A 13,389-nucleotide genomic window follows, 5' to 3' on the forward strand; every position below is an offset into this window, starting at 1 on the left:
GTACGGTTGAGCCTTATGCAAGGGGTTCTGATGCAAGCACTTTCGAGTTGGTCTGTGCGATCGCTGGACTGTATTCCTGCCTACGCATTTCATTCGCTTGTACCTGAGCCTCAGCCTGCGCTTTGACTTTGTGAACGAGTTGAAAAACCTCGGTATAGGGAAGTCGTCCCAGGGATTCTAGAATTGTGTTGACTTCTTCCAGGGTTAAGTTAATACTGATCTGTTCCATTGTTTCCTCTTAAAATAATCGTAAAAAGCAGCGTTATTCGGATCCTTCGATCTAGACTTGGCCAGGATTTAGCTAACTTTGGGATGGGTTCAACACCAGCCAGCCTTCTCGAATTTCTTGCTCTCTTAAGAAGGTGGCTTGAGAAGAGACAGGATTGATACTAATTTCCTGCGACTCAAAGATCTGATCAATCAAATCATCGAGAGTTTCCAAGGCTCCCGTCAGTGCTTCCCGTTTGTCCCTGTCAGCAATATGAGCTTTACTCGGAGAAGATTCACTGCCACTTGCGGGTCGAGATATTAGCCATTCCTGAGCTAATAAGTCTTGCCACGCAGAGTCAGGATCTAGATTTAGATCAGATGTTCTCTCAGCGTAAGATTGAACAAAAGCCGCTTTCTCAATTGCTGGCGTTGTCAAAATTTCTGACCAGGTGTCTCTTCCTTTTTGCTCTAGCCAAACCCAGTCATAGTCCGGCGCTGTTGGCAGCGGCAGATATAGCCTCCCCTGCTGGGTTCGCTCTGTTAAAATAGGTGTCGTCGAGAACGTCACCTTAATATTGGCCAACGCTTCTGCATACTGTTCCGGTGGAATCGTAATCACCTTACTGGGCAAAATACCCGCTGTGGCATGAACGCTGCCTCTGGGATCGACCAGCATTGTTAATAGCTGGGGTGGACTGCTAATAGACTGAATGATATTGATGGGGCCTTCTTCTACGTCTGGGTTGGTATCCCGATCGATAGCTTGAGTTTCAATCTTGTCAGATTCATTCAGCTTGCTCTGTTGAGCATAGAAAATGTCGTTCTCATACTCATAGCCACCATCGGCTGAGGGCTGTTCTTTCCAATAGCCAATCACGCCATCATTTAGCTGTCGGTACTCTCCAATGCGAATGGGCACCTTCACTTCGGTCAAATCGTCGGTGTCTCTTTGTTCAAGCGATCGCATCTGCTGCATATCTTGACGAAACACAATCCAATCCTGATTAATGGCGGGAAGTCCCTGCAATTCTAAATTGACGGCAGCTCGCACCACCGCGATCGGACGTCCCATTAGTAATGCCAAACTTTGATTTTGCGCAAAGTTTTCTGGATCGATATTATTCAGAGCATCGTTGAGACAAAGATTAAAATTCTCAACAAACTCACGACCTGAGGTGATGATGGTTTTCACCATTTTGTGTAAATGAGGATTTGCGATGTTGGGAATTTCTTGCCCCTCAATTACTGTTGTTGCGAGAGTTGTTTCTCCAGGCACATCATCCCATTCCCCATTGATATTAATCACCCCCAATGCCTGACCCGCATTATCGTAAAAGGTTAAGCCCCCATTCAAGTTATTCGGCAGTATCCAGCCACAGATGGGCGTGGTGTTGGGATCATCCGTTGTTTCCCGGTTATATACATCATTGGCCGATAACCAACGGAAATTAATCCGAGTGGGTTGCACAAAGCGAGGCGGCAACTTAATCCGATTGTTTTCTGCGGTCTTCATAGGCTCTGGTCTAATCACATATTCGTCTGAGTCAACCTGCCAATCTAGATTTCTAACTTGTCCAAACGTATCCACTAACTGCAAATCAATAATCCGCAGCTCTCCAGACCGAATCGGGCTAAAATCATCCAAAGGTTGGGGCGCGCTTTCAGTTTCACCGTCAATAGCCGCTGCCACCTCTGCTGTAAACGCTTGGTAATCAGCAAACCCAATCGGGTCTTCAAGGTCTAATTGCAAGGTTTGCTTTTGCATGAGCAACGCGTCATTAAACCCGCCGATACACTGAGACAAACAATTCAGGCTTTGTAGTTCCTGATACGCCTTAATTGCGGTGTATATAGGGTCTGAAAAAGTCTTGTTGGCGTACCACCGCTCGACATCGTCAATTTGCTCGGCTAGTAGCTCAATGTTTTGCTGATCCGGTGCGATATTTTGCTCTTGGTAATAAGTTTCAATCGTTTTGTGTTTTTGTAAGTACGCTTCAATTCGCTGTTGCAATAGTGAATTAGCATAGGGCGTTAAGATGCTATACCCACTGTAGATATTAGAGTCTTGGTCAGTCTTGATGCGATTATCTACTGCATCTTCAACAACGGCGTGATCAGATTTCGGTGATAAATCGATGTCATTTGTTTGCAGCATGTAATTTCGGGTCAAAAAATCATCACTGTATTTACGATTGGCGGACGTTTTATTACCGCCCTCTGCGACTGGAAATACCTCAACCAACCATTCCAATAAAATGGGGTTCCAAGGTTGAGCTGTCCAAAGATTAAAGCCGATTCTTTCTTGTTTGCCCTGAGGATTGAGTTGATTAATTGTCTCGAAAATACTTTTGAAGTCTTGTGCAATTAAGTCTTGAATCGTCTGGTCAGCGATGACTTGACACTCAAGTAACCCATCCTCACTCAAACGGCCATCTTCACCATGCCGCTGGGTCGCTGCGACAGCATCCCCTTCCATCAACACAACCGGCTCTTTGGGTTCCCAGTAACGAGGTCCGCTAACCAACTCCAACTGATAGGTCGGCGGCTGAGACGTTTTCTCTTTCTCTGTATCGTCTAGGGCGTTGTATTTGTCTTGAAGGGCTTGATTGTGGCGATCAATCGCTCGAACTAAATCATTTATTTCTCTTGCTAGCTCGGAGGCGAGAGAAATCTCAGAGCCTGACGAAAGCTCCTCCAAGCTGTCTGGATTATTTAAATCTAATGTTCCAGTTTCATGAGACTTTTCTAGTAGCGGTTCAAGTCCCCGTTGTTGAATATAGTACTTTACTTCATCAATATCAGGATAATCATCCTGACTATCTTCTGGCGGATAGGCACAAATCATATACTTGTACCAGTCAGAAAAAAGCTGTCTGCGTCTGGAGTCAACTTCTACTATTGCCTCATCATAGATTTGCTGTTGCTGATTGAGGGCATTGAGCTGAGCGGCAATATCAGCGGGCAAATCTAATTTTGTCTGAGAAGCGGTACTGTTTGAAGAAGACGGATCTGAAGAAGACGGCTGCGTTTGGGTGTTTATGCGAATCTTCCACAAAAAGTTGCCAGCAACGGCGTTGAATCCAGCTTCATGGCGAATTTCCTGAAACTTGGGGCCAATATCTAACTGTTGACTTTCTAAATCGTCGGCGAACTGTAGGGCTTCTAATTGTTCTTCAATTACCGCTTTCTGGGGTTTATCGATAGTGTCAGCCAGATAAGCCGAGAGTGCCTCTGTGCCTGTATTGGCCACCGCTAAACGAATATTAGCGGTTTCTAAGGGCGGTTGGCCTGAATAGTCTGCGGGTGGTTGAAAGGTTAGTCGAGCATAGCAGAGGATTTGAGGGGCTTCAGTATTCTGAGGAAAGGTCTCATTCTCCCATTCAAACTTCCACTTGAATTCCTCTTGAACACTGTTCATCAAGGCTTCAAGCGTCAGTTCTTCTTCTGGAAAATCCGCTTTGAAGTTTTTTTGAAAATCTTGAATAAATTCGCTTAGATAGTTTTGCTCAGCGTTGCTATACCAGCCAATCACATCGTATTGCAGCCCCTCGGGCAGAGCTGTAGCATCTGCATATTTGGAATCGTGAAAGCCAAATACACTTCGACAATTGGGATAAAATGCCGCAAATGTGGGTTCACCATATCCGATAGCCGTCAAACGCTCTAGGTGCTTGTCGTCGGCGCTGCTTGCTTGTTGATTTTGCTTCCATTCCTCTAACGTCAGCGTTCGACCAAGATACCGAAAGGCCGGAAGATTTGGCTCGGTAGGGTCAGCATAAGGATACATAACGCTATCTTCTCGAAAACCTACACTTGGCGAATGTAGATAATCACTTTCAACAACCCAATGCTCTGTTTCTGCGCCCATGCGACGAGTCACTAGCCAACGATTAGGAACAGCAGGAAATTGGCCATCCTCAATTTCTTGCGTCAGCGCATCAGGCAGCGACCAATGCAGATGAACACCTGCTTTTAGATGAAGGTTTTTATTTTGAAAAGGCTGAGAAACAATCGACTCGCTTAGGTTGACGGTGTCAGGATTAACATCTCGCTTTCCACTGAAATAGGGTAGCCGATTAGGCGCTGCCATAGACTCTGCTACACCTGTCCCAAATTTAAGATGTAAAGCGTCTACCTGTATCGGTACGAGCAGTAAATGACTCATAATCACAAATCCCCTAAATGAAATTTCGAGTAGTTAATAGTATTGAAATAAATGAGTGTCACGCATGTTATTAGCTTGTCGCAGCTAGCGAGAGCGCACCAGTCAAGTTCACAACTTAGATGCATGTAATACAGGTGACCCGTATTACATGCGCCATAAACTTTTCGTTAGAGAAGACAGGGGCTGCTCTGTTAGCTTTTGAGCGTGTCAGAGCGTGTTTGACACCCTATACGAATTCAACATGGGTGTTAACGTCAAAGCCCTCAACCGGATTTTGCAGCGTCGCAATTTGAACGCCATCGACTGCGATCGCACCATTCTGACTGTTGTAAGTAAGCGAATCGCGCATAGTATCCACACTCCCCAACCGAGCCTGAGGTAGCGAGTCTTGTTGAAACTGAAGCCTATCCTCTCCCAGATTGAAGTCTTCAATTGCGGTAATGCCAGCGCCAAAACCAATTCTAAAGATATCGACACCATTGCCACCAATAAGACTGTCATTACCGCCGCCGCCAATCAACAAATCAGCACCGCCACCACCGATGAGAATATCGTCCCCGAGACCACCGATCAGAATGTCGTCACCATCACCCCCATCAGCAGTAATCGGTGTGGTCGTACCGCTCCCATTCAGAAAATCATTGCCCTCACCACCCGAGAAGACAACGGATTGAACCCCGCTGCCGGTGAGGTCACCAACTGTAAATGAGTCATCACCGCCCTGGCCATTAATCTCAAACTGCTCAATCTCTTCGTTAGTTAGGGTAAACAGGCCTAGGTTGAGCCGGTTAAAAATGGCCTGACCTTCAACTGCGCGCAGATCAAACTCATCGCCAGCACCGTCAGCACCGTTCACTTGGGTGACATCAAAGCCTGCGCCACCGTTGATAAAGTCACTGCCATCGCCATTGTTCCAAACGAAGCGGTCATCACCCTCTTCCAGGTAGGCGGTATCATCCCCCCGCTGACCTACAACGATGTCGTCGCCACTGCCTGCAAAAAACGTATCTTCGGCAGAGCCACCCAGCAGCAAATCGTCGCCTTCACCCCCAAAAGCCTCAATAGTCGTCGAGCTTTCTCTGGCATCCAACACATCGTTGCCGTCGCCGCCGGAGAAGACCACTTTTTCAACCCCACTGCCAGTGAGGTCACCCACGGTCAGCGAGTCATCACCACCTTGGCCATTGATCTCAAACTGTTCAATCTTTTCGTTGGTCAGAGTAAACTGTCCCAGATTAAGCCGATTAAAAATGGCCTGACCGTCGACTTGGCGCAAGTCAAACTCATCGCCAGCACCATCAGCACCGTTCACTTCGGTAACATCAAAGCCTCTACCACCGTTGATGAAGTCACTGCCGTCGCCGTTGTTCCAGATAAAGCGGTCATCACCATTCCCTAAAAAGGCAACATCATCACCGGTTTGACCAACCACAATATCGTCGCCACTGCCAGCAAAAACGACATCGGTGCCACCGCCGCCTAAGACAGTATCGTCACCGCCGCCCGACAGGAAGATGTCATCTTTATCGCCGCCTTGGAGATTGTCATCTCCGTTATTACCAATCAAAATGTCACCGAGATTGTCGATTTCAGGGGCGTTCTTAAACAAGGTACCCACGATTTCGTTTACCAGAAAAGTTAGGAAGGTATTCATTTTGAGATTTCCTTTAGTTTTTAGAGGACTGAAAATCACTCTCAAAAAAATGGCACGATCTAACGTTCCTGATGAAAAATCAGGACGTTTTAGCGAATATTTTTAGTGAGAGCAAACGTTCAAAAAATAGATAGTTCATCATTGCTCTATAGCAAGCTCCTGGGTGACGCAGTCATGGCTGAGCCAAGCTCGATAAGAACATTTTTGGGTGTCAATGATAGACACGAATCATGTTCGAAGTTGGACGAATTTATTGTAAGAACTTGTCGGACGGTTTTCTTTAAATAGCCCAGATCAAGCGTTTCTAAACTCAACTTTGGCTGCACGCCTATTTGGCTGTAGGTTGGGTAAACCTCTTCGAGGATGGCAGCTTGATTGAGCGTGAGAAACTGAAATAGCCCGACACATAATCACTCAAGATTCCACTTCCATTGCAATTGCCATGTTGAATAGCCATTCAATCGTGAACGCCTTGTGCTCGACACACGTTATTAGCTTGCCGCAGCTCACTAGATGGCACCAGTCAAGTTCACACCTTAGGCCCCCAAGTTAAGGCACAACTTAAATCAGCTCCGGAGTTATGCGCTAGAAAGCAGGCAGGATGGGACTTGCAGGCAGCTCTCTTGACTGGGGGCTATGGTCACAAATTAAGATTTGAATTCTCATCACAACTTAAGCGCTCTACCATAGGGCAAGTAAGGCAGATTGCTCTTAAGTTGGCAGCCAACCTTGAAGTCTTCATCTGATTGAATCTTTATGGTGGAAAGGTTGAGAAGAGGAAAACGTAGACGTGGCGTAAGACTCTCCTCTCAAGGGTGGGAACGACTGCAAGTGGCAGAAGTCCAGCAAGCCGCTAACGATAACGATCGCCAGCCTTACACTTTAGAGGCCCTGACTGAGATTACGGGGCTGAGCATTAACACCCTGACGAAGGTGCGCTCTGGCAAGGCACCGGTCGATCGCCAGACGATCGCTGATTACTTTGAGGCGTTTGGCCTGACGCTGACGCCGGAAGACTATGTTCACCCGGAGGTCGTCGCCGACGATCGCTCCGCCGCAGTCGTAGAGGCTGCGATCGCCAATGGGCAAATCGCCACCGGGCAAGTGGATTGGGGTGAGGCTCCAGATGTCTCGATCTTTCATGGCCGGACGGAGGAGTTAGCCACCCTGGAAACCTGGATACAGGGCGATCGCTGTCGGCTGGTGGGGATTTTGGGCATGGGGGGCATTGGCAAGAGTGCCCTGTCGGTGAAGCTGGCCCAGCAGATGCAGGGGCAGTTCGACGCTGTGGTTTGGCGATCGCTGCGGAACGCCCCCCCCTTAGACAGCCTGTTACAGGATCTGGTGCTATTTCTATCGGATCAACAGGACTCAGAGGCGACGCCAAATCGTCTTCGGCACTGGCTGCAAGCCTGCCGCTGCCTGGTGATTTTAGATAACGTCGAGACCATTCTCCAGGCCAGCAATCGAGCCGGACAATATCGCGTCGGCTATGAGCGCTATGGCGATCTGTTTCGCATGTTGGGTGAAGCGCCGCACCAAAGCTGTGTGCTCATCACCAGTCGCGAAAAACCGGCGGAAATTGCTACGTTTGAAGGGATGGAACTGGCGGTGCGATCGCTCCAACTCCGCGGCTCCCTCAAAACGGCCTTGGGCGTCATCGAGACCAAAGATTTGGTGGGCAGCCCCCAGCAGAAACAACACCTTTGCGAACGCTATGGCTGTAGCCCCTTGGCGTTAAAAATTGCGGCGGGGTCGATTCATGCCCTATTTAATGGTGAGATTGGCCCCTTTTTAGACGAGGGCGTCTTTCTCTTTAACGGCACCCAGCGACTCTTGGATCAACAATTTGAGCGGCTCTCGGCCCTGGAAAAAACCATCATGTATTGGTTAGCCATCAACCGTGAGTGGACTTCTATTTCAGCGCTGGCTAGCGATCTGGTGCCTGCGGTGACCCGCTCAAGACTACTTGCAGCGCTCGAATCCCTCGGCTGGCGATCGCTGATTGAGCAACAATCCAGGCAATATACCCAGCAACCCGTCGTGATGGAATACGTTACGGAACGGTTAATCGAGCAGATTCTCACTGAAATCACCGAGCAAAAACCGGTACGGCTGATCAGCCATGCGTTACTCAAAACGACCGCGAATGACGTTGTTCAAGCAACGCAATTCAATCTCATCCTCGAACCGATTGCCCAACAGCTTTTAGCCCATCTGGGCAGCGCCGAAGCCATTGCGACGGCGCTCACTCAGTGCCTGGACGCTTTACGCGGAAAACCGCCAGCACAATCCGGTTACGCAGGCGGCAATGCCCTCAATCTCATGCGTCAGCTCCAGGTTGAGGTGACCCACGGTGACTTCTCTAATCTCACGATTTGGCAAGCCTATTTACAGGGACTCAACCTTCATCAGGCCAATTTTTCCCAGGCCCACTTTTCGCAAACGACTTTTTATGATGCCTTTGGGGGGATTCATGCCGTCGCCGTCAGTCCCAATGGCAGCCTGTTTGCCGCCGCCGGTACAAGCGGTGTCATTCAACTTTGGCAGATGACGAACGGCGAAGAATATGGTCGCTGCCGCGGCCACGACGGCTGGATCTGGTCGATTGCCTTCAGCCCCGATGGGCAAACCCTGGTGAGCGGCAGCGCCGACCAAACCGTGAAAATTTGGGATGTCCACACGGGATGCTGTCTGCACACCTTGCAGGGGCACACGAATTGGGTGCGGTCGGTGGTGTTTAGCCCCGATGGCAAGCTAGTGGCGAGCGGCAGTTCCGATCAGACGGTCAAACTCTGGGATTTAGTGGGCCACTGTCGGCAGACCCTGAAGGGACATACAAATTATGTGCAAGCGATCGCCTTTAGCCCCGATGGTCGCCTAATCGCGACCGCTGGGTGGGATCAACGGGTCAAAATTTGGTCGCTGGCGAGCGGTGAATGCTTGCGCACCCTAGAGGATGCCAACAGTTTTTGGTCGGTGGCGTTTAGTCCCGATGGTAAGGCGATCGCCACGGGCAGTACGGATGAAACTGTGAGGCTTTGGGATGTGCAGACGGGGCAATGCCGCCAAACCTTCACAGGCCACACCCACGCGATTCGCTCCGTGGCCTTTAGTCCTGACGGTCAGGAACTGGTGAGCGGCGGGGGTGATCAAACGATCAAAATTTGGCATGTGCCGGAGGGTCGCTGCTTAAAGACCCTATCTGGCCACACCAATTGGATTTGGTCGATTGCCTTTAGTCCCGATGGCAGCAGACTGGTCAGCGGTGGTGAAGACCAAACGGTCAGAATTTGGCAGATCCAAACGGGACACTGCCTGAAGTCATTGACCGGCTACGCCAACGCTGTTCGCGCGATCGCCTTCAGCCCCGATGGGCAAACTCTCGTCAGTGGCAGCGATGACTATGCCGTTAAGCTTTGGGATATTGAACGGGAACGGTGTCTCAAAACCTTCATCGGTCACCAGAACTGGATTTTGTCGGTGGCCGTTCATCCTGATAACGGCTTGATTGCCAGTAGCAGTGCCGATCAAACCGTGAAAATTTGGGATATCCAGCGCCACCGCTGTGTGCGGACACTGCCGGGACACACGAATACGGTTTGGTCGGTGGCGTTTAGCCCCAATCGCCAGCTCCTCGCGAGTGGCGGGCACGACCGCACCATTCACCTCTGGGATATTCAAGACGGTCACCGTTTGGCCGTGCTAGCGCATCCCAGTCAAGTGCGATCGGTGGCCTTTAGCCCGGATGGACAAACATTGGTTAGTGGTTCTTCCGACAAACACGTCCGGCTCTGGGATGTCGATAGCGGTCAGTGCTTGCGGATGATGTCAGGACATAACGGGATGGTTTGGACTGTTGCCTGTAGTGCCAACCCGCCCATGGGTGCCAATCTGCTCGTGATTGCGAGTGGGAGTTCCGATAAGACCCTGCGCCTGTGGGATGCCCAGACTGGCGACTGTCTTAAAACACTGGAGGGGCACACGAATTGGATCTGGTCGGTGGCGTTTAGTCCGCAAGGCCATCTCCTGGCCAGTGGTAGCGCCGACAAAACCGTGAAGCTCTGGGATGTCCATGATGGTCGGTGTCTGAAGACGCTGGTGGGCCACGCCAATGTGGTGCGATCGCTAGCCTTCAACCCCCAAGGCAACACTCTGGCCAGCGTCAGCGAAGATGAAACGATCAAACTCTGGGACATTGTAACGGGTGAATGCTTAAAAACGCTGAGGGGCGATCGCCCCTACGAAGGCATGGACATTACCGCAGCCAAAGGACTCACCGATGCTCAGAAAGCGACACTAGAGGTCTTAGGCGCTGTGGAAGCGTAAAAGTCACCGACTCCGGTCACACTGGCAGTCAGTAATGAACCCAGTGAAATACGAGATAAGTCACGCCCAGATCCGTTTTTTGGGGGAACCCAAACTTGAAGCTGGGCGTGACTTAGAGAACTGTGTGTGTTCTTCAGCCGTGTTTAGGCCATCAAATCGGCACAGCCAGTTCCATTTGATGCTTTAGAAATTCCAGACATTATCACTGTATGGATACATGACGGACTTATGCCTGAATGACAAAGTCGTTAGCATCGAGTACCGGTGCGCCTTCGATGGTGGCAAACTGGGCACCGTTGCCAAAGCCCTCACCAGCGCCGTTCGGGTTGTAATACAGGTTTCCGGTATTCGCGCCGTAAACAATCAGGGCATCACTCAGAGCGGCTTCTTCGGCGCTGTTGACAACGGCAAACTCACCGGCAGAAAGTCCCCCACCGATCGCACTGGTCAACGCGGTAAAGACCGTGAGATCCAGCACAATGCTGTCATTGGCCCCAAGATTTTGGATTTGATCTATACCAATATCGGCTGCATTGAAGGCAGCACCGGTATCAAAGCCGAATAAATTGGCCCCATTACCCCCAATCAGAATGTCATTACCACCACCACCAATCAGCAAATCAGCACCATCGCCGCCGATGAGAATGTCATCCCCGGCGCCGCCAATCAGGATGTCATCCCCGGCACCCCCGTCAGCCGTAATCGGTGTGAACGTACCGCTAGCATTCAGAAAATCATTGCCGTCGCCACCAGAGAAGACGACTGCTTGCACCCCGCTGCCAGTGAGGTCACCCACTGTAAATGAGTCATCGCCACCCTGGCCATTGATCTCAAACTGCTCGATCGCTTCGTTGGTCAGGGTAAAGAGCCCCAGGTTGAGTCGATTGAAAATGGCCTGGCCATCCACTGCACGCAGGTCAAACTCATCGCCCGGCCCATCGGCCCCGTTCACCTGGGTGACATCAAAGCCTGCGCCCCCGTTGATGAAATCGCTGCCATCGCCGTTGTTCCAGACGAAGCGATCGTCGCCAGCCTCCAGATAGGCGGTATCGTCACCCCGCTGACCGACGACGATGTCATCACCAGCGCCCGCAAAAAACGTATCCACGGCAGAACCGCCTAGCAGCAAATCATCGCCTTCACCCCCGAAAGCCTCTACAGCGGTGGAGCTTTCCCGGGCATCTAACACATCATTGCCGTCGCCACCGGAAAAGACGACTTTTTCTACCCCGCTGCCGGTGAGATCGCCGACTGTGAGCGAGTCATCGCCACCCTGGCCATTAATCTCAAACTGCTCAATATTTTTGTTGGTCAGGGTAAAGAGCCCCAGATTGAGGCGATTAAAAATGGCCTGGCCGTCTACCTCACGCAGGTCAAACTCATCGCCCGGCCCATCGGCCCCGTTTACCTCGGTGACATCAAAGCCTTTGCCACCCTTAATCAAGTCACTGCCATCGCCGTTGTTCCAGATGAAGCGGTCATCCCCGTTACCCAGGTGGGCGGTATCATTTCCCTTCCCGCCCACAACGGTGTCATCGCCAGCACCGGCAAAAAACGTATCCTCGGCGGAACCGCCTTGCAGCAAATCATGACCTTTGCCACCGAAAGCCTTGATGGTGGTAGAGCTTTCCCGGGCATCTAACACATCATTGCCTTTGCCACCCGAGAAGACGACGTTTTCCACCCCAGTGTCGGTGAGATCGCCGACGGTGAGCGAGTCATCGCCATCCTGACCATTGATCTCAAACTGCTCAATATTTTTGTTCGTCAGGGTAAAGAGCCCCAGGTTAAGGCGATTGAAAATGGCCTGGCCGTCTACCCCACGCAGATCAAACTCATCGCCCGGCCCATCGGCCCCGTTCACCTGGGTGACATCAAAGCCTTTGCCACCATCGATGAAGTCACTGCCATCGCCGTTGTTCCAGATGAAGCGGTCGTTGCCCGCCCCTAAAAATGCTACGTCATTGCCGGTTTGACCAATGACGGTGTCATCGCCAGCACCGGCAAAAACGACATCTGTGCCAGCACCACCTAGAATAAGGTCTTTACCATTTCCAGCTAAGAAAATATCGTCTTTATCTCCTCCTTGAAGATTATTATTGCCATTGCTACCGATAAAAATATCACCGAGATCTTCGATTTCGGGGGCATTTTCAAACAATTCACCCACGATCTGATTGACGAGAAGAGTTAGGAAGGCGTTCATTTTGGGTTCTCCAAGAGTTGTAAATAGCTGAAAAACAAACACTCTCGATTAGTCTCAAAAAAAAATCAACGCAGTCCAACGCCCCTGATATAAAACCAGAAGAATAGTGGTCAATAGTCTTGTTGAGAAAAACCGAAAAATAGAATCAGAATTACTGGCCTGTGGCAAGCTTATTCCTGGGTTAACCTGAGTTCGACATCAGCTTGACCTCTGGAAAACAAGCCGGCTTTCCCCTCCATGGAGGGGCTAGGGGTGGGTTTGTCTAGGCCATCGAGTCGTTTGTCTGCATGAAATAGTCGATTTGATGGCTCAGTTTTGACCCACCCCGCCCTCCGGGCACCCCTCCGAGGAGGGGAAGGCGTTTCATCGAACTGACGTTGGGGAAGGCTTTTAATTAAAAGCCGAAAAGGCCGTAATTGGTTGTCAGTTATAGATACGAATAACGTTCACCATTGGATGAGTTTGTTTTGAAAGATGGTCAGAAATTGTTATGTGGATATTCTTAGCCATGGCTAGAACTGATGTCTGGGTGCATTCCACTTTTGCAAAGGTCTACATAGCCAGATCGCCCCCAGTCGGTGCGGGAACAGATTCACCGATGCCTTTAGCAATCTGGCCAGTGCTATAGATCCAACCTGAACCTCATCGCATCAATAATCAACTACAGGGTTAACCATCAATACGAATGAGGTGCTGAATTGGATGAAAAATTTTCAAATTTTCCTCAAAGCCTTGACCTATATGGTTTCGGCGATGATTGGGCCGGTGGGTTGTGCTGGTAAGTTGGCCGGTTCAACCGTGACGATCACCTCTGTAACCCAGGGC

General features: G+C 50.2%; 5 protein-coding genes. 1 reads left to right on the forward strand and 4 read right to left on the reverse strand.

Annotated elements, in window-relative coordinates:
• Positions 1 to 13: 13 nt before the first annotated feature.
• From IQ254_RS12175 to IQ254_RS12185, 3 genes are all read right to left on the reverse strand, one after another.
• Positions 14 to 229 carry a hypothetical protein gene (locus IQ254_RS12175; RefSeq protein ID WP_193966435.1) on the reverse strand — a complete coding sequence of 72 codons (216 nt, stop codon included), beginning with the start codon at positions 227 to 229 and terminating at the stop codon, positions 14 to 16.
• Positions 230 to 301: 72 nt separating this feature from the next.
• Positions 302 to 4,375: a hypothetical protein gene (locus tag IQ254_RS12180; RefSeq protein ID WP_193966432.1), complete on the reverse strand. Its 4,074-nt coding sequence runs from the start codon at positions 4,373 to 4,375 to the stop codon at positions 302 to 304.
• A gap of 226 nt (positions 4,376 to 4,601) precedes the next feature.
• A complete protein-coding gene (locus IQ254_RS12185; RefSeq protein ID WP_228040589.1) occupies positions 4,602 to 6,029 on the reverse strand; it encodes a calcium-binding protein in 1,428 nt (475 codons plus the stop codon).
• A gap of 831 nt (positions 6,030 to 6,860) precedes the next feature.
• Between IQ254_RS12185 and IQ254_RS12190 the strand changes: the two genes are divergently transcribed.
• Positions 6,861 to 10,358, forward strand: coding sequence for an NB-ARC domain-containing protein (locus IQ254_RS12190; RefSeq protein ID WP_313887435.1), 3,498 nt, complete (start codon positions 6,861 to 6,863; stop codon positions 10,356 to 10,358).
• 226 nt (positions 10,359 to 10,584) lie between these two features.
• Here the strand turns inward: IQ254_RS12190 and IQ254_RS12195 are convergent, their stop codons facing one another.
• Complete coding sequence (locus IQ254_RS12195; protein ID WP_193966434.1) at positions 10,585 to 12,564, reverse strand: calcium-binding protein; 1,980 nt, start codon at positions 12,562 to 12,564, stop codon at positions 10,585 to 10,587.
• Positions 12,565 to 13,389: the final 825 nt, after the last annotated feature.

It is taken from the genome of Nodosilinea sp. LEGE 07088, assembly GCF_015207395.1.
GTDB lineage: Bacteria > Cyanobacteriota > Cyanobacteriia > Phormidesmidales > Phormidesmidaceae > Nodosilinea.

Coding starts and splice junctions, on each gene's coding strand:
- IQ254_RS12175 (WP_193966435.1), bottom strand. CDS start 229: ATGGAACAGATCAGTATTAACTTAACCCTGGAAGAAGTCAACACAATT.
- IQ254_RS12180 (WP_193966432.1), bottom strand. CDS start 4,375: ATGAGTCATTTACTGCTCGTACCGATACAGGTAGACGCTTTACATCTT.
- IQ254_RS12185 (WP_228040589.1), bottom strand. CDS start 6,029: ATGAATACCTTCCTAACTTTTCTGGTAAACGAAATCGTGGGTACCTTG.
- IQ254_RS12195 (WP_193966434.1), bottom strand. CDS start 12,564: ATGAACGCCTTCCTAACTCTTCTCGTCAATCAGATCGTGGGTGAATTG.